Raw genomic sequence first — 25,946 nt, 5'->3', positions numbered from 1 at the left:
AGCATCCGCCTGACACTGCCTGCACCGACCGTCGATCTCGTAAGCATCACGAATCCGCTTCGTTTGCGGCTTCTGCCATCCGCATACCCTCGTCTTCGTCGACGCGCAGGAGCAGGAGGCCGCCAATCACAAAGAAGATAAGCACGGTGGTAATGCCAATGCGCTGGCTCTCAAAGAGACTGGTCATCCAGCCCAGCAGGAGCGGTCCCATAAACGCGGTCAGCTTACCCGAGAACGCAAAGAAGCCGAAGAACTCGTTTTCCTTGCCGCGGGGCGTGAAGCGTCCGAGGAGCGAGCGGCTGGAGGCCTGGTTCGGCCCCACGAGCAGCCCCAGCAGAATGCCCGACGCCCAGAACCACGGCTCGCTGGGGGCCAGCGCCGCCCCAAGCACCGCCACCGAAATCCCCACAATGCTGATCAGAATCGTGGGCTTGGCACCAATCCAGTCGTCGATCCACCCGAATGCAAACGCGCCCAGGCCCGCCGCCACGTTTAGCACAATGCCAAAGATGATAATGCCTTCGGTGTCGAAACCAAATGTGCCCGCCGCGTAGATGCCGCCGAATGCAAAGATCGTCACGATGCCATCGTTGTAGAAAAAGCGCGCCAGCAGCAGCCAGAAGGCGTGCCGGTAGCGCCGAATGGACGCGAAGGTAGAGGCGAGTTGCTGGTTGGTGGCGGCGATGAGTCCGCGGTTGTCGCCCGCCCCGATGGCGCGGCGCGGGGGCTCGGGCACCATCCAAAAGAGTGGGAGCGCGAACACGGCGTACCAGGCCGCCACGAGCAGATTGGTCGCGCGGATGTTGGCACCGGTGTCGGCGTTGAGTCCAAACAGCGGCGGCTCGGGCCAGATGAATACGAACAGTGCAATGATGAGGCTGAGCAGTCCGCCCACGTATCCCACAAACCACCCAATGCCCGACACGCGCCCCATGGTTTTGGGCGTGGCGATTTCGGGGAGGAACGCGTTGTAGAAGACGTACGACAGCTCAAACGCCACATTGGCCACGACAAACGTGCCGAGCGCAAAGAGCACCTGGCCCTTGGTGGGCAGATACAGCACCGTCGAGGCTACAATGCAGACCACCGTGGCCAGTGCCAGAAAGAGCTTACGACGTCCGCTGCGGTCGGCCATGGCCCCCAGGTAGGGCGAGCTCATAGCTACGATGATCGCGGCAACGGCCACCGCCCACGACCACTGCGTGGTGCCCGTCACTGAGTCGGTGGCAATGACCTCGGTAAAGAAGGTCGCGTAGACAAACGTAACGACCAGCGTCGTAAACGCCTGATTGGCAAAGTCATAGAGCGACCACGCGCCAATCACACGGCGGTCGAGGGCGGGTTCTTCAGTGGGCACGGGCAGTCAGGTGGTAGTGGACAGGCAGCGAGCATCCGCTGCGCAACATACGACGCTCGGCCCCGAAGGCGCAACCCGCGCCTGCAACTGGGAGACGCGGGAGCGTCCCTCTCGGACGTGCCGACGGGGGCCCGTCGGCGGCAGTTTAGAGAGAACGAATGATCTGCGCCCAACCGTCCCTGGTTGATATGTTTAGCCTCCTCGTCGCATGGCTCTGCCGTGCGACGCGGGCTGTTCAGGAGCACAACCGGCATGACCCTTCGGGCCCCTCTCTGCCCCGCTAATTTGGTTTAGACACTGCCCAGAACGTCCGCTCCGCTCCCAGTTCCGGGCTACAGGTCGCTAAACACGTACCCCCGGTTGGGCGTGGAGACCCCAGACGCTTCTGCGTCCCCTCGTTGATCAAAAAAGATCAGCCACCGTCACATCAATCAGTCCCGGTTGCCCCGCATAATTGCGCGCACTGGAGTACCGCCAGTGCGTGGCCTCATCCACATAGCCGCGCCGCACCGGATTGTCATGGATGTACGCGATTTTCTGGCGCGTCATCGTTGCCGTTTGCAGCTGTTTGGGATAGCTTCCCGCCGTCCACACCTGATACGTACGATCCGGTCGCCGCGCACGGCGGCTCCACTGCAACAGGTGGAGCACGTGCGTAGCCTTCTGCTCGCTAAGCACATCCACAATACGGTGGGCCGTAAACGACTTCAGCGCATGCACCTCACGCGAGAGCGTATCGGCAGATGCAATCAGGTGAATATGGTTTGCCATCAGCACATATGCATACAGGTGGATCCGCTCCGTTTCTTGCATATGCTGCAAGGCGTCCAGCACAACCTGAGCGGCTGCGGGACGCGCCAGCACGGGCCAGCCGTTGAGGATGGTGCACGTCAGAAAGTGCGGCGCCTGTTCGTCGTGGATGCAGAAGGGCAGTGCCATAGCCGAGAGTGCGTCCAATTGCACAGTGCGGATTGCGTAGACCCGGCGGACTGCTCATTCGTAACGTCTGCTGTTTGGCCCTGGGACGCAGGAGCGTCCCTCTGGACGTGCCGACGGGGGACCGTCGGCGACAGATCCACGAACAGATAGCATGCTCTGCGCCCAACCGTCCCCGGTTGGGCATGGAGACCCCAGACGCTCCTGCGTCTCGCGGCGAATGATGTCCGAATCCCTCCTACGCGTCCTCCTCATCGCTCACCGTGTCGATATGCAGCGTCTCCAGCTGCTCAGCGTCGACGGTGTCGGGGGAGTTGACCATCGGCTCCTTGGCGCTCTGCGTTTTGGGGAAGGCAATCACTTCGCGCAGCGACGAGGCCCCCGCAATCAGCATGATGAGGCGATCCAGGCCGAGCGCAATACCTCCGTGCGGCGGCGCGCCATAGCGGAAGGCATCCAGCAGGAATCCAAAGCGCTGCTCCGCCTCTTCGGCATCGATACCGAGCACATCAAACATGCGCGCCTGCATCTCGCGGTTGTGGATACGAATGGAGCCGCCGCCAATCTCGTGGCCGTTCAGCACCAGGTCGTACGCCCGCGCCTCCACCGCGCCCGGATCGTCGTCGAGGCGGTCGAGATGCTCGTCCTTCGGCGCCGTGAAGGGGTGATGCATCGGCGCATAACGTTCGTGCTCGTCGTCCCACTCCAACAGCGGGAAGTCCGTGACCCACAGAAAGCGATCAGGCCCTTCGCCGGGTTCGGGACGCAGCCCCAGGTCGTCAGCCATGTGCAAACGCAACTGCCCGGCCTGCTCATACACCGTAGGCGTGGGCCCAGCCACGAGCAGCACCAGGTCGCCGGGTTCGGCGCCTGCCTGTTCGAAGGCGGCCTCTACGTGTTCTTGCGGAATGGCGTTGGTGCTCACGTTACACGAGGGCACCTCATCGTCTTCGCCCTGCTGGATGTAGATGAGCCCCGCCGCGCCAATGGTATCGGTTACGTAGTCGGTGAGGCGGTCCATCGCGCTGCGTCCGCGGTCGCCCTCGCCAGGCACCGGCAGCGCCATGATGCGTCCATCGTCGTCAATAATCGACTGGAAGACGCGGAATCCGCAGCCGTCGAACGCATCGCTCACATCCTGCAGTTTTAGGTCGAAGCGGACATCGGGTTTGTCGGAGCCGTAGGTGCGCATCGCCTCGTCGTAGGTCATGCGCGGAAAGGGCGTGTCGATTTCGGTGTCCTTTAGGTCGGCCCACAGATCAGCCATCAAGCCCTCCATCAGATCGTAGACCTGCTCTTCGGTGGCGAAGGTCATCTCCACATCCACCTGCGTGAACTCGGGCTGGCGGTCGGCGCGCAGGTCTTCATCGCGGAAGCACTTCACGATCTGCACGTAGCGGTCGAGCCCCGACACCATCAGGATCTGCTTGTACGTCTGCGGACTCTGCGGCAGCGCGTAGAAATGGCCCGGATGCAGGCGGCTGGGCACGAGGAAGTCGCGCGCGCCCTCAGGCGTCGATTTCATGAGCACGGGCGTTTCGACCTCCAGAAAGTCGTGCTGGTCGAAGAAGCGCCGCGTCGTCTGGTAGAAGCGATGGCGCAGTTCCAGGTTGCGCTGCAAGGCAGGGCGTCGCAGATCCAGGTACCGATATTTCAGACGGAGGTCTTCATTCGCATCCACCCGGCTCTCGTCTTGGGTCGACACCACAAACGGCGGTGTGTCGCTCACGTTGAGCACGGCACACGCATCCCCCTGTACCTCGATGGTGCCAGTGGGCATGGCGGGATTCACAGCTTGGTCTTTACGGGCAGCAACCGTTCCGCGCACCGAGATGACGTCTTCGCTTCGGAGCTGCTGGGCCGTTTCGTACGCGTCTTCGTTCGCCTGGGGGCTAAAAACGATCTGCGTAAGGCCGTAGCGGTCGCGCAGGTCGATAAACACGAGGCCCCCGAGATCGCGCCGTGTATCCACCCAGCCCTTTAAGACGACAGATTCGCCTTTGTGCTCGGCGCGCAATTCGCCACAGGTATGGGTGCGCACCCCGTGCGTGTCGGTAGTAATGAGTGCAGAGCGGTCGGCCTCAGCCATGAGTCTGGAGTCGAGTGCGGTGGAGAAATAGCGTAACGCGTTAACATACGACGCGAAGTTCGGAATGGGTGCGATCTTCGTGTGAAGGTCGCTCTGAAGAAAGCCCTTCCACGTCAGGAGGCGGCACACGCAAAAGACACACGCAGAATGGAAAGTTGCATAGCCTTGGACGTGCATACGCCCAAAGCGCATACGCCCGACGCCAAAAGCATGCACGTAGAGCACTATGCAGTGCATAGATTTGCCGGTGTTTGGTTGAACTTTATTTTTGCATTGATGTACTTATTTAAATCTTCAATGCACACGCCCACCTGTTGCACTTAACACCACAGAACATCATGGCTACTGTTACCTGCTTTACAAAACCCGTTGTCTCGTTCCGCTCTGTTTCTTTCATCCTCGTGGGGCTCGTTTTATTTGCACTGAGCGCCCTTCCCGCCCAGGCGCAGCAGCCTAACTGGCGTGCCACGCCTACGTACGGCACGATCTCGCTCTCCAGTGGCTTTACCCCTGATCCGCAGCGCCGCTCGGTGCGCGCCGGAGGCAGTACGGAAGTACCGCTTCAGGGATGCAGCGGCTATATTCACATGGATGCGCCGGACCTGGACCTCAACTACCAGAGCGGTAGCTATCCGCTAAGCATTGAAACCGATGCAAGCACGGATGTCACGCTTTTGGTGTACACGCCGAACGGCGAGTGGGTCTGCGATGACGACGGCGGCGCAGGCACGAACGCGCGCCTGGAGTTCAACACGCCGCAATCCGGCAATTACAACATCTGGGTAGGCACCTACAGCAGCAGCGGAGGCACGCCCAACGCCTCGGTGGTGTTTAGCGAGCTTAGTGGATCGCAGAGCCGTTCTACGTCCTCGGCCAGCACCACGCGCAACGTTGGCTCCTCGTCGAGCACCCGCTCCTCGGGCACCCTGAACTGGCAGGCCACGCCAACCTATGGCACCGCACAGCTCTCGGCTGGCTTCATGCCCGATCCGCACACGACCCAGGTGGTTGCAGGCGGATCCATCGAAAATCCCATTCAGGGCACCGGTTGCCGCGGACGCGTGGCGGCGAACGCTCCTGATCTAAACTTGAGCTATAGCGCGGGCAGCACATCGCTGTACATCTACACGGAGACGGATGTGGATGTGACCCTTACTGTGCGCGCTCCCAGCGGCGAGTGGTTCTGTAACGATGACGGTGGCGAAGGGCTCGACGCAATGATCGCGTTCAATCGTCCGCAGAGCGGTCAGTACAACATCTGGGTGGGATCGTACAGTGAATCCAACAATTACTCCACAAGCCGGGTGCACATCTCGGAGATTCAACCGCAGCCTCGCTGTCGACCTCGTCCGTAACGATGTTGATGACGCGCAACGATGGCCACGGTGACTCGTCCACTTTAAGACACGTAGTCTTTTCGACCCGGCCCGTGCCCTGCCTATGCCCGCTTCGCTTGGCGTTCCTCGCGCTGCTGCTACCGACGAAACCCGCGCTGCCCTCACCCCTGATGTGGTGGAGCGCCTGCAGGATACGCATGGCGTGGAGATCCGTGTAGCATCGGGCGTGGGCACTGATGCGTATCATACCGACGACGATTACGAGGCGGCAGGGGCCACGGTTGTCAGTGACGACGACGCATGGGGCGCCGACATTGTACTTACGCTGGCACCGCCTCCACCTGAGCGCCGCACTGCGCTCTCGGACGAGCAGGCGGTGCTGGGTCTTCTGCAGCCGCTTGACGCGCCGCAGGTGCTTGCCGACATCGCCAAGCAGGGCGCCACCGCCCTGCCTATGGAGTTGGTCCCGCGCATCTCGCGGGCGCAGTCGATGGATGTGCTCTCAGCCATGAGTTCGCTGGCCGGGTACCGTGCTGCGCTGGAGGCTGCCCTCCGCCTCCCCAAGTTTTTCCCACTCATGAGCACCGCCGCCGGTACCATTCGTCCAGCGAGCGTGCTTGTGGTGGGCGCAGGCGTGGCGGGGCTGCAGGCCATTGCTACGGCCAAGCGCCTGGGCGCCAAGGTGCGGGGCTATGACATCCGCGACGCCACGCGCGAAGAGATCGAGAGCCTGGGCGCGTCGTTTGTGGAGCTGGAACTGGACACCTCGCTTTCGGAAGGCGACGATGGCTATGCGAAGGAACTGGAGCAGGCCAAGCAAGAGCGGCAGCCCGAACTACTGCGCCCGCACATCGCCAAATCGGACGTGGTGATTACGACCGCGCTCATTCCAGGACGACCCGCGCCGCTGGTTATTAATGAGGCGGCAGTCAAAGATATGGCGCCCGGCTCGGTCGTTGTGGATCTGGCCGCGCCCAACGGCGGCAACTGCGCGCTCACCGAACCCGGCGAAACCGTCACGCGCCACGACGTGCACATCATGGGCCCCACGAATCTGCCGGCCACGATGCCCGTGCATGCGAGTGAGTTGTTTGCCAACACTGTACGCGCGCTGCTCGACTACCTGCTCAACGATGACGGCACGCTCGCCCTTGACCTCGACGACGAGGTGGCCGATGCGATGTGCGCTGTCCACAACGGCACCATTCGCAACGAGCGTGTGCGCAGCCTGCTCGATACATCGGCCGCTTAGCGCCTTCGCCTGTTCTGTCCGCCTGTACCTGTCCGCATAACCGCCTGCCTACGGCTTCCGTCTGCCATGATTGAGAATGTGATTATCTTTGTGCTCGCCGCACTTCTGGGGACGGAAGTGCTTACCAAGGTGCCGCAAACCTTGCACACGCCGCTGATGTCGGGGGCCAACGCCATCAGTGGCATCACGCTGGTCGGGGCCGTCATTGCCGCCGGAATGAGCGATGCGTGGTGGGCGCAGGCGCTCGGGTTTGGAGCACTGGTCGTAGCCACAATCAACGTGGTGGGCGGCTTCCTCGTCACCGACCGCATGCTGCGCATGTTTGGCCGCAAACGCTCTGCTTCTGCTTCTGACTCCTCTTCCTCATGACGCCCTCAATCGAACTCGCGTACCTGCTGTCGGCTGTACTGTTTGTGCTGGGTCTAAAGCGGATGCAAACGCCGCCCACGGCCCGCAGCGGCAATGCGTTGGCCTCGCTCGGCATGTTCACCGCCGTGGTGGCTACGCTCTTTGTGCACGATGTGCTGTCATGGCCACTGCTGCTTGCGGGCGTGCTCACCGGTGGGGCCATTGGCACCGTTCTAGCCGTGCGCACGCCCATGACGTCGATGCCGGAGCTGGTGGCGGTATTTAATGGATTCGGGGGCGCCGCCTCGGCGTTTGTGGCCAGCGCCGAAATTGCCCAGTACCTGCAGGGCAGTCGGCTGGTGGATGCGAGCACGTATTCGCCTACGCTCGCCGTGGTCATTGGCGTAAGTCTGCTGGTCGGCATGATCACATTTACCGGCAGCCTGGTGGCGTTCGGCAAACTGCAGGGATTGCTTTCGGGCAACCCGATCACGTTTCCGGGCGTGGCGTTTGTCACCGGTCTGCTGCTGCTTGCAGGCGTGGTTGGCATTGTGCTGATGGCCTTGGGCGCTCCCGAACTGACCACCGACCCTGACATCACGCTGTATGCGGGTATCGGCATTGCTGCGAGTGCGGCGCTCGTCGGGCTCTTCCTCGTGTTTCCCATCGGCGGTGCCGATATGCCGGTGGTGGTGGCACTGCTCAACTCCTACTCTGGACTGGCCGCCGCGGCCACGGGTTTTATCCTCGACAACACGGCGCTCATCGTAAGCGGCACGCTGGTAGGCGCCGCCGGGTTCATGCTCACCATGCAGATGTGCGAGGCCATGAACCGCTCGCTCGCCAACGTTATGCTGGGCGGATTCGGGGGCGATGGCGCAACAAGCAGCGCACTCGACATCCCCGAAGGCAAGAGCGTGCAGGAGACCAGCCCGCAAGACCTGGCGATTCTGGCCACCTATGCCGAGCGCGTCATTATCGTACCGGGCTACGGACTCGCCGTGGCGCAGGCGCAGCACGCCGTACGCGAACTGGCCGACCGCCTGCAGTCGAAGGGCGTGGATGTGCGCTACGCCATCCACCCCGTGGCGGGACGCATGCCGGGCCACATGAACGTGCTTTTGGCCGAGGCCGACGTGCCCTACGAGCAGCTCTTCGAGATGGACGAGATCAACAGCGCGTTCTCTTCGACCGATGTGGCGCTGGTCATCGGCGCGAATGATGTCGTGAATCCGGCTGCGCGCGAAGCTTCGGGCAGTCCCATTGCGGGCATGCCTATCTTGGATGTAGACGACGCCGAGACGGTCGTCGTCATCAAACGCAGCCTGAGCCCGGGTTACTCGGGGGTGCCCAACAGCCTGTTCTATCAGGATAACACCCGCATGCTCTTTGCGGATGCCAAAGAAGCCGTCAGCGAGACGACCGAGGCGGTGAAGGGGCTGTAATAAGCTGCAGGGATTGGATACACAGCGATGGCCATGCAGTTGCAGGGTGCTTTTGGATACGGTGTGTGCTACATTGTTGCGTAACGCATAACGCGTAGCGTGTATCTGGATTCCCTCACCGTGTCTACTGAATCCCAGTGCGGGAAACCGGATGTTGTGCAGCAGTCCTGATCCCGGGCTACGGAGATCCATAGCCGGGGCCCGCTTGCGTCCCCGGCGATACGGAATGGAACACACCATCCACAGATTTCAATGACCTGCACTATGATTCGGCGCAGGTGGTATAAGATTTCATGCCAGTAGGCTTTCATGGCCTGCTACAGTGCGCGAACGGCGCAGCGCCTCTTTCTTAGCTTTGCTCCGTGGGCAAGCTTTCTCTCCCTGATACATATCACATGCTTTCTTCGGTTAAATCAGTCTGGCAACGCTTTAAATCCGAACCGGGCGAAACCCAAACCGCCGTTCCTGGAAAGGAAGGCGGGCTGGGAACGTTCGGCGGCGTTTTTACGCCCTCCATCCTGACAATCCTCGGGGTCATCATGTACCTGCGGTACGGGTGGGTCGTTGGAAATGTGGGCCTATTTGGAGCATTTCTCATCGTTACGCTGTCTACGGGTATTACGCTGCTCACAGCATTCTCCATCTCGGCCATTGCAACCGACCAGCGGGTACGCATCGGCGGAGCATACTACATGATCAGCCGGTCGCTCGGGCTTGAAACCGGGGGAGCAGTGGGGATTCCACTGTTCTTTGCTCTTGCGCTTTCGGTGGCGCTATACACGGTCGGATTTGCAGAAAGCGTGGTTAATGTGTTTCCGTCGCTGAACCAGCGGGTCGTGGGGTTGATCACGACAGTAGGCGTTACAGCGCTGGCCATTGTATCAGCCAAAGCGGCCATCCGATCGCAATACGTGATCATGGCTGCCATCGCGGTGTCGCTGATCTCGCTCTACTTTGGGAAGCCAATCGAGGAGAGCGATATCGAGATGTGGGGTGCCAGCGATCGGCTCTCGGAGCCCTTCTGGGTTGTCTTCGCCGTGTTCTTTCCGGCGGTAACAGGCATCATGGCCGGGGTCAACCTGTCCGGCGATCTTGAGGATCCGGGCAAGTCTATTCCGTGGGGCACCTTCGCGGCTATTGGCGTCGGCTACCTCATCTACATGACGCTCCCCATGGTGCTGGCCACCCGCGCCGATGCGGCAACGCTGATTGAAGACCCGCTTGTGATGCGGCGCATCTCGTTCTGGGGCGATGCCATTCTGCTCGGCGTATGGGGTGCTACGCTGTCGAGCGCGGTGGGAAGCATTCTTGGCGCGCCTCGGGTGCTGCAGGCGCTGGCTCGTGATGGCGTGCTGCCGCGCTGGCTTCGGTGGCTGGGCCACGGCTCGGGTGAAGAAGATACCCCCCGCTACGGCACTGTGTTGACGATGGTTATTGCGCTAACCGCTGTAGCGCTGGGCGACCTGAACGCGATTGCGCCTGTCCTCACTATGTTCTTTCTGGCTACGTATTGCGTACTGAACGTAGCCGCAGGCATCGAAACCGCGCTGGACAGTCCGTCCTTTCGCCCTACGTTCAAGGTGCACTGGATGCTGTCGTTGCTGGGGGCCGTTGGGTGTATCTCGGTCATGTTCTTGATTAACACGACCGCCACTGTAATTGCTATTGCATGCATCATCGCCATTTTCGCATGGTTGAAACGCAAAGGCATGAAAGCCGCCTGGGGCGACGTGCGGCAGGGCCTCTGGATGGCCGCGGTGCGCTCAGGACTGCTGCGCCACCAAAATAACCCCGCTCCCAAAAACTGGCGTCCGCACCTGCTTGTGCTCACCGGGGCTCCCACCAGCCGCTGGCATCTGGTTGAGCTGGCTTCGTCGTGGACCCACGACCGGGCCCTCATGACTGTAGCCACGGTCTTTCCTGAAGAGGGCTTTCCCGTTGAGCGCCAGCAGAAGATGGAGACCAATATCCGAGATCACCTGGCCGAGCGTGGCGTGCAAGCGCTTGTGCGCTCGGTATCGGCGTCGAACCCGTTCGATGGGGGTGAGCACCTTGTTGAAGCCTACGGCCTGGGCCGCCTCACGCCCAACACCGTCGTGCTGGGAGATACGGAGAACCCCGACCATGCCGAACGCTACTGCACCATGATCCGCAACTTCTACCACTCGCAGCGGAATGTGCTCATTGTGCAGCATGACAACGACACCGACTTCGATCGGCGCGAGCGCATTGACGTGTGGTGGGGCGGCCTTGAAGGCAATGGCGGCCTCATGAAAGTGATGGCGTACCTGCTCAACACCAGTTTCTTGTGGCAGGATGCGCAGGTTGTGCTGAAAATGGTGGCCCCCACCGAAGAAGCAGCTGAGCAGATGCACCAGAACGTCGAACCCATCGTCAAACGCATCCGCATCGGTGCCGAGCTCAATGTCATCGTCGGCAACGGACGCTCGTTCGACGACATTCTCCACGAATCGTCGCAGGATGCTGATCTCATTTTCCTGGGCATGGCCGCTCCAGACGAGGTAGACGACTTCACGTCGTACTACAGGGAGCTTCACAGCCGAACCCGAGATTTGCCCGCTACGATCTACACCTTGGCGGCCGAGCCGGTTGCCTTTCGTGAGGTGCTCAGCGACTAACGACACCCAACTCCCCAATCCGTTGCTACCGCATTCGAGTCCTACCGCATCGGGGTAGGGGCGCTGATCATGTCAGGGAGGTCGTCCGAGTCATCGGTACGGCGGACACAGGCCGCAATCAGATTCTTTTTGGAGAAGTCGCCGCCTGTGAGCCAGCGCAGTGTGCCCTCACGGCCCAGCAGGTCATCCTGGATGTCGGGCAGCGGCTGCTGCTCGCGGTAGTACCGGCGCTGCACCTGTCCGCAGAGCGCTTCGAGATAGCGCGCTTTTTCCTGAAGGGCGGCGGACCCTGTCTCGACCACGCCTTGATGTCCGCAGAACAACACATCCGCCGGGAGCTGTGCCATGGCATGCAGCGACTCGGCCAGCGCATGCACATCCTCATCAAAACGAAGGTACTCGATGCGCGGCGCCAGAAACAGGTCGGCGGTAAAGAGCCATCGGCGTTCGGGTACGTGCAGGCATACCATGTCGTCGGCATGGCCGGGAGCGGCGTGCGCCTGTAGCGTGGCGCCGGGACCAAGTGGAAGCGCCTCGGGGAGCGGCTCGGCTTCGGTTTCGGGCGGCGTGCCCCACACCACGCGGCGATACCACTCCATGGCAAACCCCTCCTGCAACCGCTCCAGACTCGATTCCGGGGCATACACCGGCACATCCAACAATTTCTGAATGCGGGCGGCGTTACCGGCGTGGTCTTCGTGGTGATGCGTGCACACCACGCGCTCAATGCCGTGCGCCTCATGCTCTTCTTCGACAAAGTGGCGGACCTGTTTCCACTGGTTCGGCGGCCCGGTGTCAATAAGTGTATGCCCCGCCCGGTAGCAGATGCTGCGCGTTGTAGGCCCCAAGGGCCAGCGCCCCACGCGCAGGCCAGCGACCGAGTCATGCGAAATACGGGTACTGCTCATAGCTACCAGGTTACCAGACGAACAACGGACGTATGCGGCGGCTTCGGTACGGCTTGTGGGAGGCACAGGTTCAGTGCTTCAGCATCCGATCGACCGCCTGTGCCAGGGCCTCTGCCGATCCGCCCGTGGCCTGCGGCCCCGTCAATATGCGTTGCTGTTCGGGCTGACATGCGTGAATGATGGCCTCAGCCAACGCATCTGGATCCTCGGGCGGCACCACAAAGCCGGTGCGTCCGGAGTCGATCGTTTCGGGCAGGCCGCCCACATCGGTCACGATAACGGGGCGGTTCATATGCGCGGCAATCTGCACCACGCCGCTCTGCGTGGCATGGCGGTACGGCTGCACCACGAGGTCGGCAGCGGCGAAGTAGTCGGCCACCTGGTCTTCGGGGATGTAGCGGTCGTCCCACCGCACGCGATCGGGATGGGGCAGCGCCTCCATCTGAGCGCGGTAGGGCGCAGGGTCGTCGTAGGCCTCGCCCGCAATGCAGAGAAACGGGTTGGGCCGATGCTCCTGCACGGCGGGCCACGCGTCGAGCAGCACATCGAGTCCTTTGTAGCGGCGCACAAACCCGAAAAAGAGCACAAGCAGCCCCTCGGTCGGCAGATCCAGGCGAGCGCGTGCGTCAGTTTGGTCGGGCCGGGTTCCGAAGCGCGTATACGCGGGGTGGTCGACCTGCTCGGTGGGAAGCGCAGGGGTCAGCGCGCGGACATCGGCGGCCACCGACTCTGAGAGCGCCACTGCACCACTGAGCTGATGCAGGAAGAGGCGACTGAGCTGCGCATCCCCCCAGTGCCGTTCGTGCGGCAGCGCGTTGTGAATAATTCCGACGACAGGGCGGCCTGCCCGGCGCATCTGCCAGGCCATGTATGCAAAGGGCAGTGCCATGAAAGGCATCCAGTACTGCATGACAGCCCCAGCGGCCTCTTGCTGCATCCACCGGGCCGTTCGATGCCAGGTGAGCGGATTGAGCGTGTCAATGCGCCGGTCGGGTTTGGGGAGACCAGCGGGCGGCGGCGTGCCGGGCTCCACCGTCTGCGTGCGTCCGGGGAAAAGCCATGCTGGATACTGCCGTGTGAATGTGCAAAGTCGGGGCGGATGCCCGGCATTGCGCAGCGCGCGGGCGGTGAGCTCAGTAAAATGCGCAATGCCCCCTCGGTACGGATACGCCGGGCCAACATGCATCAACAACCGGTTGGGGGACACAGATGGAGCAGCCATAGAATGAACTCTTGCGAATGAACACAGCCATTGATACGCTACATACCGGAAACCGTAACGTTGTGCGCACAATTACCTACGGGTGTGGAAACGGATGCCCCGGCTGTGCGTGCCGTTGCGGTGTAGTTGTTCGTCTTGTCTTCCTACAGGTTCTTGGCTTTTTATGCGTACCATTGGTTTCCATAGTGTTTTGGTGATTTTAGGCGCGGCGCTGCTGGCCGGATGCGGCGGCAACGCATCGTCGGATGTGTCGGCTGCGGATAACAGTGCGGACTCGGATACGAGCGCCAGCCAGGGCGAGATCGTTGTGGATCTTGTGGAGAGTGAGGAGCTCGACTTTCAGGTGGTGCAACTGGCGGATAATCTGGAGAATCCGTGGGGGATCGCGTTTTTGCCCGATGGCGACATGCTTGTAACCGAGCGCCCCGGACGCTTGAACCGCGTATCGCCCGACGGCAGCGTGACGCCGTTGAGCGGGCTGCCTGAGATCCGCTCGGTGAACCAGGGCGGGCTGCTTGATGTGGTGCTGCACCCAGACTACGAAAACACGGGCTGGATCTACTTCACATACTCTAACCCGCAGGGCGAGGAGGTGACCACCACCACCATTGCCCGCGCTCAGCTTGAGGGCGATGCGCTTACCAACATGGAGACGCTCTACGTGCAGGATCCGCCTAAGGAGCCCGGACGCCATTACGGCTCGCGCATTGTCTTTCTGGAGGATGGCACCTTCCTCGCCAGCATCGGCGACCGTGGGCTGCGCGATCCGGCCCAGGACACACAAGACGACGCCGGTGTGCTGCTTCGCCTGAATGCCGACGGCAGCGTCCCCAGCGACAATCCGTTTGTGGATGACGACTCGGTCAACGATGCCCACTTTTCGTACGGGCACCGCAATCCACAGGGCATAATACGCCATCCCGAAACCGGCACCATCTGGGCCCACGAGCACGGCCCGCGCGGCGGCGATGAGCTCAACCTGATTGAGGCAGGCAACAACTACGGCTGGCCCGAAGCCACTTATGGACGCGAGTACGATGCAGATGAACCGGTAGGCGTCGATCCGGACCAGACGGATCGCTTCGTGGAGCCAGTAATCCAGTGGACGCCTTCGATTGCGCCCTCGGGCCTGGCAGTGTACGACGGCGACGCGTTCCCCGAGTGGCAGGGCAATCTGTTCGTGGGCGCACTCGCGTACCAGCAGGTGCGCCGCGTGGTGCTCGACGGCAACGAGGTCACGCATCAGGAAACGCTCCTCGCTAACGAGTTGGGGCGCATCCGCGACGTGCGCACCGGCCCCGACGGCTTTATCTACCTGCTCACCGATGATGCCAGCGGCGGGATCTTCCGTCTCGAACCGGTTGAGTGACGGTTGTTGCCAATTGCACCTAACGTAGGGACACGGCGCGCCGTGTCCCTACTGTATTTTGTAGCTACGACGATACCTCCGCCGGGCGTTCGGTCTCTGACCTCTCCGTGTCTGACGCCGTGCCATTGCCGCTGGCATCAGAGCGATGCGCTGCTTCGGCAGCTTGTACCGCCGCGTGCACCTCATGGAAGAGGTGCTGCGGGCCAAGTTCATGAATCACCCCCGCACGGCTTAGCACATCGTGCACCGGCCCCTTGAGTCCGGCCAGGTACAGGTCGATGCCGTTTTCGTGGCACACCGCAATGATTTCGTGCAGCGCATGGGCCGCGGTCGAATCGACGCGGTTTACCGGGTACATGTCAATGACGATAGCTCGCAGCGCATCGTTGTTCATGTCGATCTCGCTCACCAGATCCTTGAACGTGGACACGTTGGCGAAGTAGAGCGCCGCGTCCATCCGCACAATCATCACATCGGCGCGGGTGATGGCGTTGGGGCTGCGCTTTAGATTGCGGTAGGTTGTCGAATCCGGCAAGCGCCCCATGATGGCGGTGTGCGGCGTGGCGCTCTGATAAATGATGGCGACAAGCGACACGATGACGCCAGCCAGGATGCCTTCTTCGATGCCCAGCGTGAGCGTAGCCACGAAGGTAAGCGCCATCAGCGCCAGATCGCGGCGGTCTACGCGCCACAGGTACATCGCCTCTTCCCAGTCCACAAGCCCGGCGACCGCCACCATCACAATCGACGCCAGGATGGCATTGGGCATGTAGTAGAAGAGCGGTGTCAGGAAGAGCAGTGTGAGGGCGATGACCACGGCGCTGATGATGCCCGCCACGTTGGTCTTTGCCCCGGCGTCGGCATTGACGGCCGTACGCGAAAAGCCGCCGGTGGTGGGATACGACTGGAAGAAGGCTCCGGCCATGTTTGCCACACCCAGCCCCACGAGCTCTTTGTTGGCATCGAGGCTGTAGCCATTGCGGCGGGCGTACACCTTGGCCACGGCAATGGACTCCATAAATCCGATCAGCGAGATGGTCAGTGCACCAGGAATCAGGGCCTGCACATCCGCCCACGAAAACGCAGGGATGACGAAGCGGGGCAGCCCGCCCGGCACCTCGCCCACAATGGAGACGCCTGCCTGGTTGCCGCCGAACAGCCAGATGGCGCCGGTTCCCAGCACGACGACCACGAGGGCCCCGGGAATGGCCTTCGACCAGCGCTTTAGCATCAGCAAAATGATAATGCCCACCACGCCAAGCATCACCGTGGGCAGGTGGATTGCCTCCCACTGCTGCGCCGCCGCCCACAGAATCTCGTGGATGTAGTTGGAGCGCTCAATATCGACGCCCAACAGGTGCTTGAGCTGGCTAAAGCCAATCACCAGGGCCGCTGCCGAGGTGAATCCGCTCAGTACGGGATGCGACAGGAAGTTGACCAGAAAGCCAAATCGGAGCAGCCCCATGGCCAGTTGCAGTACACCGACCATAAGGGTCAGCGTAAGCGCCAGCATGATGTAGCGGTTGGGGTCGCCCTCGGCCATCGGGGCCACGCTCGCCGCCACCAGCAGCGACACAATGGCCACCGGCCCCACGGCCAGTTGCCGCGATGTGCCGAAGATCGCGTATCCGAGGAGCGGAATGAGCGAGGCGTACAACCCATAAATGGGAGGCAACCCGGCAATGAGCGCATACGCCATGCCCTGTGGAATGAGCATGACGCCCACCGTGAGCCCCGCCGACAGGTCGCTCTTCAGGTGGTCGGCAGAGTATTGCGTGAGCTGGTCCAGCAATGGAAGGGCATCGCGAAGGCGAGCGAGCATAGTACGAAGAGCCTACGGGTGGAAAACAGGGTATATACTGCGAGAGCGGCCCGCGTACTGGCGGACCGCTCTCGGAGGCGAAGACACAAAACGCGTGGGTTACGCAGCGACGGCATCGCCCGAGGTAACAGGCGCCTCGTAGTCCGAGAAGTTGTCATTCACGTAGACCACCGAGCGTCCGCTGCGCTGCAGGTAGGCCGAGGCCGCCGCTGCCCGCGCACCACTGCCGCAGTGCACAATCAGCGTTTCATCGGTCGGCAGGTCGGCTTCGTACTCCGGCAGACGCGTGTACGAGGCGTTGTGCGCACCGTCAACGTGCCCCGCGTCGTACTCCGAGCGGAAGCGTACGTCCACCACCGCCGTGTTGTCGGCGTGGCGGCGCTGCTCCAATTCTGCGAAGTCAATTTCTTCGATGGAGGCCGTCTCTGCATCCGCCAGATACCGCTGCAGCGTTTCGAGCGAGGCGAAGGCCACCGGGTTGTCGTATCCGATGCGCACCAGATCGCGCACCGCTTCGTCGACATCATCTTCGTCGATGAGCAGCACGATCGGCGTGGTTTCGTCTTCGACGAGTGAGCCGATGACCGTGTTGAAGGACTTGTTCATCGGCGCGTAGAGCGCTCCGGGAATGTGGGTCTCCATGAAGGCAGAGCGGTCGATCCGTGTATCCACAAGGAGCGACTCGTCGTTTTCGGCGTGGGCCTTCAGTTCTTGCACCGTCAGCTTCCTCGGCTGCGGCAACTGGCCGAGCACGGGCGCGCCGAGCTTGTTGTCGCGCTTCATGCGGGCAAAGTAGAGCTGCGGCTCAGGCTGTCCGTCGAGGATCGCCTCCACGAAGCGGTCTTCGCCGTCGAGGGCAGCGCCCACCATCGGGTTGTACTTGCGCTCGTAGCCAATCGTGGTTTGTGGGACAGCGCCCAGGGCTTTGCCGCAGGTGGATCCGGCGCCGTGGGCGGGCCACACTTGCAGATAGTCGGGCATGTCGAGGAAGCGCTGCACCGAACGGTACAGTTCGCGCGCTGAGGGCTCCATCACGCCCTCGACTTTGGCAGCAGATTCGAGCAAGTCGGGACGGCCCAGGTCGTTCACAAAGGCGAAGTCGCCGGTAACAATGCCCATGGGCTCGGTGGCACCGCCGCCCTTGTCGGTAACCATGAACGACATGTGCTCGGGTGTATGGCCGGGCGTGTGCACCGCCTCCACCTCAATGTTACCGATGGTGAAGGTGTCGCCATCCTTCAGGAGCTGCGCATCGTAAGATCCGCCGCTCTGCTTCGGCTCCTTGACCCACTCGTACTTCCAGTCCGCGGTGCCTTCGTCGGAGAGGTAGAGCGTGGTGTCGAAGCGCTCGGCGAACTCGCGGGCCCCCGACAGGAAGTCGGCGTGGATGTGGGTTTCGGCCACGGCCACAATCTCGACGCCCTCCTCTTCGGCCAGCTCCAGGTACTGGTCGATGTCGCGTTCCGGATCAATCAGGAGCGCCTCGCCGGTCTGCTGACAGCCAATGAGGTAGGCGTACTGCGCGAGTTTCGGGTCGAATACTTGTCGGAATAGCATGGTAGGATGCGTAGGTTAGTTCGCGAAAAACAATGGGACGAAGGATGCAACATCGCATCCCTCTTGAAACAGGGGACGGTGTGCCGGTCGCGGAAGCACGGGTGTTAGTGCGGCAGGTGCGGACGCAGCGCGCCGTACACCCAGGTTCCGGCAATGGCGCTTAGCAGAGCCACGAGCATCACCGAGTAACCGCCGCCAATGAGGGCGAAGATGGGGCCCGGGCACGCGCCCAGAAGCGCCCATCCAAGTCCAAACATGATGCCGCCGACCCAATAGCGGTAGCTCGACCACTGCTTCGGGTTGATGCGGATGGGCTCGCCATCGAGCGTGCGAATGTCGAAGTACTTGATGGCTTGCACGCCGATCATGGCCACGACGACCGCGCTCCCGATGATGCCGTACATGTGGAACGACTCAAAGCGAAACATCTCCTGAATGCGAAACCAGGACACCACTTCGCTCTGCACGAAAATGATACCGAAGAGCATGCCCAGCGTCATGTAGCCAAAGAGGCCGCCGACGGTGAGATTAGCTTCGGCGTGTTCGGGTTGTTGGGTGGTAGTAGACATAATGAATCACAGACCGTTGGTACACAAGGGCGAAAAGGCGCAGTGCAGCTACAGCAGGGGCTACAGAATGAGCGGCAGAATCAGGTGCGTCACGAACAGACCGCCGATGAAAAAGCCAATCACCGCAATGAGGGACGGCCCCTGCAAGTCAGCGAGCCCGCTGATGGCGTGACCCGAGGTGCATCCGCCCGCATAGCGCGCGCCAAAGCCGACGAGAAAGCCGCCCACGACAATCATAAGAAACCCCGGCAGCGACGCGAGTCCGCTCCACGAGAAGAGATCACTGGGCAGCAGTCCCGTGAAGTCGGTAATGCCTACGCCTTCAAGCTGCGCGCGGGCCCCAGCCGAGATCCCGATTTCCGGATCCGGGTGCGCGAGTACCGTGGTGGCAATGACCCCGCCAAGTACAATCCCAACCGCGAATACGATATTCCAGAGACCGGATTTCTTCCAGTCGTACTGAAAGAACGCAACGCGCCCCGGAATCGTGGCGGCACAGGCATGGCGGAGGTTCGCCGAGATGCCAAACATGCGTCCGCCTGCAATGAGCAGCGCGGGTACAATGAGTCCAATAAGCGGCCCCGCTACGTACCAAGGCCAGGTCTGTGAGAGCATCTCTATCATGAGTCGTTGGCGGTTAGCCTGTTGTTATTACAAGTTTGCAGTCCGGTATATATAATCCGCTGGTATGTTGTTCCGAGATACGTATCCACCCACACCTGGCCCTATTGTATTTAAACGCGGTTTCGGGATGAACACTACATTGCTATAAAAGAATACACAGAATCTGCGTAAAACGACAGGGCGGGGCCGCACACTTCCTGCGCTGTGTGCCCTCGCCACAACAGGGACGCCTACAGATATGCAACGCCTTGCGTGGCACCTTGACGATGAAATATCAGACCGAGTGAGTCGCGTCACCACATAAAGCAGAACGGCCTCGTGCAGCCATCAAAAAAGCCCCGTTCCCACATGGTGTGAGGACGGGGCGTTTCGTTTGAGGATGCATGGCTCATCTTCTACATTGGGATCATCCGCATCCGGCACACAAGCTGACGGTCAAGAAAGAGCACACAGCTTTACATATTCATCTTACGACAAGTCATAATGCATCTTAACTCAATTGTCACAAATACTCTTTGCATGAAGCACGTTTTGCCATGTTTTTGGTAACGGTCAGTGAAATTGACGCCGCCTGTCTCAGTACTAAAGAGCACTCTGACACTATGACGATAACGGTGGTGAAGTAATCGAACATCACGAGAGGCACCTTACTCGGACTGTGAGTAAGGTGCCTTCTCTTTTCTGCTTTGATATTTATATTGAAATAGGCTCAGTAAATATGTTTAGCATTAAGAATATAAATTTTTATCTCTCAATACTTATTTGGGGCGTATGCCTTTTGGTCGTTTTGGGCGGATGCAACTTCCTTGACTCATCAAATGACGAACCAAAAGAAGAAGATGAACCCGAAAACGAGTATACTTTTAAGATCGACGGCGAGGAATGGCCTACAGTATCGCCTGAAGCGGAGAAAAAAGTGGAATCAGGACAGGCTGAAGATGTCCTCTCCATAGTGTTTACACAAAGCGTATTGGAGGAAATACACTATATTCAGAAGTTTACTCTCACAATTCCCTTCGACGGCGAGGGGACCTACTCGCTCAACCCTCATGAGCGGGAAACGTCTAATGGTCGTTCCCGCGAATATGGAGGACGGATCTATGGCTCCGACCACGATGTGACGATCTCTTTTCACGATCCTATTCCCGACTCCACGAATCAAGTCACCATCACGCGCTACGACGAAGAGCGTGGAGTAATTGAGGGCACTTGGCAAGGTAGCTTTGCCCGGCGCGACTATGAGCGCGATGAGTTTGAGCACCTGTACCGTCTCCCGGATACGGTGCATGTCACCGATGGCGAATTCAAACTCTACTATGAGGACTTCCGCGACTAAACGGATCTGCGGAGCGTAACCCCTCCTCTTATCGATACGCCGCCACATACGACAGCACGGCGTAGAAGAGCGGGTAGAGCAGCGACAGGGGCAGCAGCCACGGATCGCCCCAGGCGGGCATGTAAGGATAGGTGGGAAGCATGGCGGCCAGGAGAAGGGCCCAGACCACCGCGCCCCACAGCACGGGCCTGCGCCACGGTCGAGGCGTGCGCGTGGGGTAGAGCACCTGGATGGGCACCACCGTGAGAATGGCCAGCGTGATGACCAGCCCAGTCATGAGTAGCGGACCGTGCTCGGGGAACGCCGTGACGATGAGTCCGATGTGGTAGGCGACCAGATTCCAGTACGACGGGAAGCCGCGGAAGAAGCCGGTTTCGGTTTGCTTGGCATCAGCGTGCGAGAAGCCGAACAGACTGGCCATGAGCGCCGCGGCAATCCAGAGCGTGGTGGGGCCCACGAGCCAGTCCATCTGCCACACCACCACGAGCGGGATGAACGTGAACGTGAGGTAGTCGACCAGGTCGTCGAGCGTGTGGCCCTCGGTGCTCGCGGCGTAGGTGAGCACATCCCATTCGCGCGCCAGCGAGCCGTCGACCGCGTCGATGATGATGGCCGCGCCCAGGTAGCCGAACACCCAGCGCAGATCGGGATGGCTGCTGAACAGTTCGCCGATGCTAAGCAGCGCCAGCACCACGCCGCTGGCGGTGAGCAGATGCACACCGTACGCGCGGAGGCGCCGAGCAACGAGACGTGGGGAGGAATCAGTGGACATCGGCAACAGCCTGCTGAGACGCAGGCGCGATATAGAACAACATTACTTCTGCTTGAACACAAGGGTAAGTGGGACGCCGTCGAATCCAAACGACTTGCGTAGCTTGCCTTCGAGGTAGCGGCGGTACGACTCCTTCACGCCGTCGGGGTGGTTGCAAAAGAACGCAAACACCGGCGGGTCGGCGCGCACCTGGGTCGCGTATTTGATGCGTACGTAATTGCCCCGGTATGTGGGCGGATGATGCGCCTCCACAGCGGCCTGCACCATGTCGTTGAGCGTGCTGGTCGAGACGCGCTTGGCGCGCTCGTCGGCTACCTCCAGCGCCGTATCCAGCACCTTGTACACGCGCTGCCGCGTGACGGCCGAGGTAAACACGATGGGCACGTGCGACTGCCGATCCAGAATGCGGTGGAAGTACTCTTCGTACCGCTTCGCCGTCTTCGTATCCTTCTCGACCAGGTCCCACTTGTTTACCGCGAGAACCATGCCCTTTTTGTGCTTCTCGGCCTGTCGGAAGACGCGCACATCCTGGTTTTCAAGTCCTACGGTGGCATCCACCATTAAGATGCACACATCCGCTTCGCGCACGGCCCGTTCGCTACGCAGGGCGCTGTAGAACTCGATGTTCTCTTTTACCTTGGCCTTTTTACGCAGTCCGGCGGTGTCGATGAGGGTGAGCTCGCGCCCCTCGTACTCGACCTGCGAGTGGACCGCATCGCGGGTGGTGCCGCTGATTTCGGTGACGATGGAGCGGTCGAAGCCCAGCAGCGCGTTGATAAATGAGGACTTGCCCACGTTGGGGCGTCCGATGACGGCGATGCCGGTGCGTTCGTCGAGCGCGGTCTCCTCCGTCTCGGGGAGCTTCTCCAGGAGCGCGTCGAGCAGTTCGCCGGTGCCGATGCCGTTCGATGCGCTGACCGGGTAGATTTCGTCGAAGCCCAGGCCGTACATCTCGTTGGCGGCCCAGCGGCGCTCGTCGTTGTCGGCCTTGTTGGCTACGAGCAGCACCGGCGTATCCGACCGGCGAAAGCGCTGCGTCATCTCCTCGTCGATGTCGGTGATGCCGGTAGTTACATCCGTTACGAAGAGCACCACGTCCGCATCCGACAGCGCAATATCGACCTGTTCGCGAATGGCAGATTCGAAGCGCTCGGCGGAGTGCGGCACGTAGCCGCCGGTATCCACGACGGGGATGGTGCGCCCGCCCCACTCAATTTCGCCATACACGCGGTCGCGCGTGACGCCGGGCTGGTCGTCAACAATGGCGCGTTTGCGTCCGGTAAGGCGGTTGAAGAGCGTGGACTTGCCCACGTTGGGGCGTCCGACAATAGCGACAAGCATGAGCGGGGTACATCCGTAAATCGAAGACAAAGAGGCAGATGCAGTTCAACGATCTGTGGTCATTGCGTTCCCCGTGGACGCTCTGCTGGGGCCAATGCCACACAGGCTTCGCAACGAACGGGTGAACGTGTAAACCTGTACTCGGGCGTGCGGTACAGCATTATCCGTTACAATCTTGTTCATCGCTCTGTCGCTATGCCCGACTCTGCATCCAACTCGCTTGCGCTGCACACCGACCTGTACCAGCTCACCATGCTGCAGGCCTATGAGCGCGAAGGCATGCACGCTCCGGCGGTCTTCTCGCTGTTCTGCCGCCGCCTGCGCGATCGCAATTACCTGCTGGCGTGCGGACTGGATACGGTGCTGTCGTATCTGGAAGAGCTGCACTTCAGCGAATCCGACCGCGCCTACTTGCGCTCGCTCGACGACTTCGACGACGATTTTGTAGACGGACTCGCGGACTTTCGCTTCACCGGTGATGTGTACGCCATGCCCGAAGGCACGCCCGTCTTTCCAGACGAGCCGATCCTGGAAGTGGTTGCGCCCATCGGCGAGGCGCAGCTGGTGGAGACGTTCCTGCTGAACCAGATCTCGTACCAGACCGCCTACGCCTCAAAGGCAGCCCGCGTAAAGCACGCCGCCACGCACGATGGCACCGAGCGCCTGGTGGCCGATTTCGGGATGCGACGCATGCACGGCACCGATGCCCCGCTCAAAGCCGCTCGCTCGGGCTACATTGCTGGGATCGATGCGACCTCGAATGTGGCTGCCGGAAAAGCCTACGGCCTGCCCGTCACCGGCACCATGGCGCACAGCTATATCGAGGCGCACGCGACTGAGATGGATGCGTTCACCGCGTTTGCCGACTGCTACCCCGACACGGTGCTGCTGGTGGACACCTACGACACGCTCGATGGGGTGCACCGCGTGGTTGAAATGGCCGAGGCGCGGGGCAAGGACTTTCAGGTGCGCGGCATCCGCCTGGATTCAGGCGATCTGGGCGCGCTGGCTCACAAGGCGCGGTCGATCCTTGACGATGCTGGGCTGCACGACGTGGATATTCTGGTGAGTGGCGGGCTGGAGGAGCATGCTATTGCCGACCTTGTTGATCAGGGTGCACCTATCGACGGGTTTGGCGTGGGCACCAAGCTGGGCACCATCGCCGATCAGCCGTACCTGGATACGGCGTACAAGCTCAGCGCCTACGATGGCACGCCCCGCATGAAGCTGGCGCCCAACAAGAAGAATCTCGTGGGTCGCAAGCAGGTCGTGCGCACGTTCGACGATCAGGGCACCGCCACGGGCGATGTGATTGCGCCCGCCGACGATCTGCCCGACACCGGCACCCCACTCCTTGAGCGCGTCATGCACAACGGCACCCGCACCGACGACGCCCCCTCGCTCGATGCACTCCGCAGCCGCACCCAGGACGCCCTCGCTGCGCTGCCGCCGCGCCTGCACGCCTTGGAGGAGACACCCGCCTACCCCGTTACCATTTCGGGTGCGCTGCAGGCCCGCACCGACGCTACTGCTGAGCGGCTCCGCACCGAAATGGCCACGTAAGCCGCCGCTGCTTTATGTTTCCCCTAAACATGCCGCCACTGCTATGCCCACTCCACTGCGCTGGGGCCTGCTGGGCACTGGCTCCATTGCCACTCTGTTTGCCGAGGACCTGACCCACTGCCCCGATGCGATCTGCGCCGCGGTCGGATCGCGGTCGGAAGCACGTGCCAACGCGTTTGCCCGCGAGCATGGCGCATCGCATGCGTTTGGGGATTACGACGCGCTCATTCGGTCGGATGCGGTGGATGCCGTCTATATTGCCACACCGCATCCGTTTCATGCGGAGCAGGCGCTTCGGTGCATTGACGCGGGCGTGCCGGTGCTGGTGGAGAAGCCCTTTACAATGAATGCTGCCGAAGCCGAAACCGTGCGCCGTGCTGCTCGCCGTGCCGGCGTGTTCGTGATGGAGGCGATGTGGACCGCATTCATTCCGGCGGTGCAGCGTACCCTGCGTCTCATTGCCGACGGGCGCATTGGCGACGTTAAGACCGTGCGCGCTGACTTGAGTGCCTTTCGGGCGTTTGATGCATCACATCGGCTCTTTGACCCGGACTTGGGCGGCGGCGTGCTGCTGGATCTGGGCGTATATGCGGTGTGGTGGGCGCATCGGGTGCTGGGCGAACCTAAATCGTGTGCCGCTACCGCCATTCGCGGCACGACCGGCGTGGAGGAGAGCGTGACGGCAACGCTGCATTACGCGGATAACCGCCAGGCGGTGCTGACGACCTCGTTTCGGGAGCAGGGCACGCGCCTGGCCCACGCTACCGGGCCGGAGGGCACGCTACGCCTGGATGCGCCGTGGTGGCACAGTCCAGCAGTAGCGCTCACGGGCCGTGCGGTGCCGCCAGTGACGGAGACGCATCCGTTTGAGGGGCATGGCTATCATTTCGAGGCGGCCCATGTGCACGAATGCCTGCGGGCCGGGCACGCCGAGAGTCCGGTGCTCCCGCTGGACGATACGGTTGCGGTGATGCGCACGCTTGATCAGGTGCGCGAGGCGTGCGGCTTGCCCGCGTGGGAGGCGCGGGGGTGATACCCACTTCGCATGCTCCGTTGGGGATGGAGGCCCGCCCTAAGATATGTTTTGACCCTGTAGAGACGTGCCACTGGCCCGTCTCTACAGGGTGAGGAACGTCCCGCGCCCAATGTGAGCGCTTCCAGGGCAGAGACATAATTCGCCCAATTATTTGAAAGGGCTTTTTGTGTTAAGAGTGTGCAACGGAAAGCGCTTGCGGGTGGTGTGCTGCATGGTACATGACAAAAGTTGAGTGTCTCTTCAAACGCGAATGATTGCCTACCCATAGGATATTATCCATAGGGCAGATGAGCCGTTGGTCGTTGAAGCAGGCTCAAACAGCGGAAGAGGGCGGCGTCTTGCCGCTCGGGGGTCGTCAGTATCTGTTGCAACCCATCTAACCCGTACCGGAACAGGCTCTTCGCGCGGCGCTCGTGCGCCTTTT

The 25,946-nt window shown here is 61.3% G+C and carries 20 protein-coding genes; 9 read left to right on the top strand and 11 right to left on the bottom strand.

Going from position 1 to position 25,946, the window contains the following annotated elements:
• Nucleotides 1-46 precede the first annotated feature (46 nt).
• From CRI93_RS05380 to aspS, 3 genes are all read right to left on the bottom strand, one after another.
• Entirely contained in the window at nt 47-1,357 is a 1,311-nt protein-coding gene (locus CRI93_RS05380) for an MFS transporter (RefSeq protein WP_098061600.1), read from the bottom strand.
• 402 nt (nt 1,358-1,759) lie between these two features.
• Nucleotides 1,760-2,296, bottom strand: coding sequence for an REP-associated tyrosine transposase (locus CRI93_RS05375; RefSeq protein WP_098061599.1), 537 nt, complete (start codon nt 2,294-2,296; stop codon nt 1,760-1,762).
• 235 nt (nt 2,297-2,531) lie between these two features.
• Complete coding sequence (aspS, locus tag CRI93_RS05370) at nt 2,532-4,382, bottom strand: aspartate--tRNA ligase (protein WP_098061771.1); 1,851 nt, start codon at nt 4,380-4,382, stop codon at nt 2,532-2,534.
• Between the two features lie 338 nt (nt 4,383-4,720).
• Between aspS and CRI93_RS15340 the strand changes: the two genes are divergently transcribed.
• The 5 genes from CRI93_RS15340 (at nt 4,721) to CRI93_RS05345 (ending at nt 11,403) form a co-directional block, all read left to right on the top strand.
• Nucleotides 4,721-5,737, top strand: coding sequence for a hypothetical protein (locus tag CRI93_RS15340; RefSeq protein WP_176521714.1), 1,017 nt, complete (start codon nt 4,721-4,723; stop codon nt 5,735-5,737).
• Nucleotides 5,738-5,822: 85 nt separating this feature from the next.
• Nucleotides 5,823-6,971 (top strand): Re/Si-specific NAD(P)(+) transhydrogenase subunit alpha, encoded by a 1,149-nt coding sequence (locus CRI93_RS05360; protein ID WP_098061598.1) that lies wholly within the window; start codon nt 5,823-5,825, stop codon nt 6,969-6,971.
• 66 nt (nt 6,972-7,037) lie between these two features.
• Nucleotides 7,038-7,340 carry an NAD(P) transhydrogenase subunit alpha part 2 gene (locus CRI93_RS05355; protein WP_098061597.1) on the top strand — a complete coding sequence of 101 codons (303 nt, stop codon included), beginning with the start codon at nt 7,038-7,040 and terminating at the stop codon, nt 7,338-7,340.
• A complete protein-coding gene (locus CRI93_RS05350) occupies nt 7,337-8,764 on the top strand; it encodes an NAD(P)(+) transhydrogenase (Re/Si-specific) subunit beta (RefSeq protein ID WP_098061596.1) in 1,428 nt (475 codons plus the stop codon). The genes CRI93_RS05355 and CRI93_RS05350 overlap by 4 nt, the downstream gene beginning before the upstream one ends.
• Nucleotides 8,765-9,159: 395 nt before the next feature.
• Complete coding sequence (locus CRI93_RS05345; RefSeq protein ID WP_098061595.1) at nt 9,160-11,403, top strand: APC family permease; 2,244 nt, start codon at nt 9,160-9,162, stop codon at nt 11,401-11,403.
• A 41-nt stretch (nt 11,404-11,444) separates the two neighbouring features.
• On the opposite strand, the gene CRI93_RS05340 is transcribed toward CRI93_RS05345, so the two are convergent.
• Both CRI93_RS05340 and CRI93_RS05335 read right to left on the bottom strand, forming a co-directional pair.
• A complete protein-coding gene (locus tag CRI93_RS05340) occupies nt 11,445-12,311 on the bottom strand; it encodes an MBL fold metallo-hydrolase (protein ID WP_098061594.1) in 867 nt (288 codons plus the stop codon).
• A gap of 70 nt (nt 12,312-12,381) precedes the next feature.
• Nucleotides 12,382-13,533: a glycosyltransferase gene (locus tag CRI93_RS05335; protein WP_098061593.1), complete on the bottom strand. Its 1,152-nt coding sequence runs from the start codon at nt 13,531-13,533 to the stop codon at nt 12,382-12,384.
• A 193-nt stretch (nt 13,534-13,726) separates the two neighbouring features.
• Between CRI93_RS05335 and CRI93_RS05330 the strand changes: the two genes are divergently transcribed.
• The gene (locus CRI93_RS05330; RefSeq protein WP_245850362.1) at nt 13,727-14,902 is read left to right on the top strand and encodes a PQQ-dependent sugar dehydrogenase; all 1,176 of its coding nucleotides are present in this window, start codon (nt 13,727-13,729) and stop codon (nt 14,900-14,902) included.
• A gap of 64 nt (nt 14,903-14,966) precedes the next feature.
• Here CRI93_RS05330 and CRI93_RS05325 read toward each other — a convergent pair whose 3' ends face one another.
• From CRI93_RS05325 to CRI93_RS05310, 4 genes are all read right to left on the bottom strand, one after another.
• Nucleotides 14,967-16,724, bottom strand: a complete 1,758-nt coding sequence (locus tag CRI93_RS05325) for a SulP family inorganic anion transporter (protein ID WP_098061591.1) — start codon at nt 16,722-16,724, stop codon at nt 14,967-14,969.
• A gap of 99 nt (nt 16,725-16,823) precedes the next feature.
• Nucleotides 16,824-18,281 carry an MBL fold metallo-hydrolase gene (locus tag CRI93_RS05320; protein WP_098061590.1) on the bottom strand — a complete coding sequence of 486 codons (1,458 nt, stop codon included), beginning with the start codon at nt 18,279-18,281 and terminating at the stop codon, nt 16,824-16,826.
• 104 nt (nt 18,282-18,385) lie between these two features.
• On the bottom strand, nt 18,386-18,781 hold the full coding sequence (locus CRI93_RS05315; protein WP_342752076.1) for a DUF6691 family protein: 396 nt from the start codon (nt 18,779-18,781) through the stop codon (nt 18,386-18,388).
• Nucleotides 18,782-18,910: 129 nt separating this feature from the next.
• The gene (locus tag CRI93_RS05310) at nt 18,911-19,474 is read right to left on the bottom strand and encodes a YeeE/YedE family protein (protein ID WP_098061588.1); all 564 of its coding nucleotides are present in this window, start codon (nt 19,472-19,474) and stop codon (nt 18,911-18,913) included.
• Between the two features lie 658 nt (nt 19,475-20,132).
• On the opposite strand from CRI93_RS05310, the gene CRI93_RS05305 reads away from it, so the two are divergent.
• Complete coding sequence (locus CRI93_RS05305; protein ID WP_141491572.1) at nt 20,133-20,810, top strand: hypothetical protein; 678 nt, start codon at nt 20,133-20,135, stop codon at nt 20,808-20,810.
• Between the two features lie 28 nt (nt 20,811-20,838).
• Here the strand turns inward: CRI93_RS05305 and CRI93_RS05300 are convergent, their stop codons facing one another.
• Nucleotides 20,839-21,582, bottom strand: a complete 744-nt coding sequence (locus CRI93_RS05300; RefSeq protein WP_098061586.1) for a CDP-alcohol phosphatidyltransferase family protein — start codon at nt 21,580-21,582, stop codon at nt 20,839-20,841.
• Nucleotides 21,583-21,624: 42 nt separating this feature from the next.
• Nucleotides 21,625-22,923, bottom strand: coding sequence for a ribosome biogenesis GTPase Der (der, locus tag CRI93_RS05295; RefSeq protein ID WP_098061585.1), 1,299 nt, complete (start codon nt 22,921-22,923; stop codon nt 21,625-21,627).
• 195 nt (nt 22,924-23,118) lie between these two features.
• On the opposite strand from der, the gene CRI93_RS05290 reads away from it, so the two are divergent.
• Nucleotides 23,119-24,486 carry a nicotinate phosphoribosyltransferase gene (locus CRI93_RS05290; protein ID WP_098061584.1) on the top strand — a complete coding sequence of 456 codons (1,368 nt, stop codon included), beginning with the start codon at nt 23,119-23,121 and terminating at the stop codon, nt 24,484-24,486.
• A 43-nt stretch (nt 24,487-24,529) separates the two neighbouring features.
• A complete protein-coding gene (locus CRI93_RS05285; protein ID WP_098061583.1) occupies nt 24,530-25,519 on the top strand; it encodes a Gfo/Idh/MocA family protein in 990 nt (329 codons plus the stop codon).
• Nucleotides 25,520-25,946: the final 427 nt, after the last annotated feature.

It is taken from the genome of Longimonas halophila, assembly GCF_002554705.1.
In the GTDB taxonomy this organism is placed as follows: domain Bacteria; phylum Bacteroidota; class Rhodothermia; order Rhodothermales; family Salinibacteraceae; genus Longimonas; species Longimonas halophila.
The sequence above is the reverse complement of the archived record's forward strand: the minus strand, read 5'-3'. Positions and strand labels throughout refer to the sequence as shown.

Coding starts and splice junctions, on each gene's coding strand:
- CRI93_RS05315 (WP_342752076.1), bottom strand. CDS start 18,781: ATGACGCTGGGCATGCTCTTCGGTATCATTTTCGTGCAGAGCGAAGTG.
- CRI93_RS05355 (WP_098061597.1), top strand. CDS start 7,038: ATGATTGAGAATGTGATTATCTTTGTGCTCGCCGCACTTCTGGGGACG.
- der (WP_098061585.1), bottom strand. CDS start 22,923: ATGCTTGTCGCTATTGTCGGACGCCCCAACGTGGGCAAGTCCACGCTC.
- CRI93_RS05375 (WP_098061599.1), bottom strand. CDS start 2,296: ATGGCACTGCCCTTCTGCATCCACGACGAACAGGCGCCGCACTTTCTG.
- CRI93_RS05325 (WP_098061591.1), bottom strand. CDS start 16,724: ATGCTCGCTCGCCTTCGCGATGCCCTTCCATTGCTGGACCAGCTCACG.
- CRI93_RS05285 (WP_098061583.1), top strand. CDS start 24,530: ATGCCCACTCCACTGCGCTGGGGCCTGCTGGGCACTGGCTCCATTGCC.
- CRI93_RS05360 (WP_098061598.1), top strand. CDS start 5,823: ATGCCCGCTTCGCTTGGCGTTCCTCGCGCTGCTGCTACCGACGAAACC.
- CRI93_RS05310 (WP_098061588.1), bottom strand. CDS start 19,474: ATGATAGAGATGCTCTCACAGACCTGGCCTTGGTACGTAGCGGGGCCG.
- CRI93_RS15340 (WP_176521714.1), top strand. CDS start 4,721: ATGGCTACTGTTACCTGCTTTACAAAACCCGTTGTCTCGTTCCGCTCT.
- aspS (WP_098061771.1), bottom strand. CDS start 4,382: ATGGCTGAGGCCGACCGCTCTGCACTCATTACTACCGACACGCACGGG.
- CRI93_RS05300 (WP_098061586.1), bottom strand. CDS start 21,582: ATGTCCACTGATTCCTCCCCACGTCTCGTTGCTCGGCGCCTCCGCGCG.
- CRI93_RS05290 (WP_098061584.1), top strand. CDS start 23,119: ATGCCCGACTCTGCATCCAACTCGCTTGCGCTGCACACCGACCTGTAC.
- CRI93_RS05340 (WP_098061594.1), bottom strand. CDS start 12,311: ATGAGCAGTACCCGTATTTCGCATGACTCGGTCGCTGGCCTGCGCGTG.
- CRI93_RS05350 (WP_098061596.1), top strand. CDS start 7,337: ATGACGCCCTCAATCGAACTCGCGTACCTGCTGTCGGCTGTACTGTTT.
- CRI93_RS05335 (WP_098061593.1), bottom strand. CDS start 13,533: ATGGCTGCTCCATCTGTGTCCCCCAACCGGTTGTTGATGCATGTTGGC.
- CRI93_RS05345 (WP_098061595.1), top strand. CDS start 9,160: ATGCTTTCTTCGGTTAAATCAGTCTGGCAACGCTTTAAATCCGAACCG.
- CRI93_RS05320 (WP_098061590.1), bottom strand. CDS start 18,281: ATGCTATTCCGACAAGTATTCGACCCGAAACTCGCGCAGTACGCCTAC.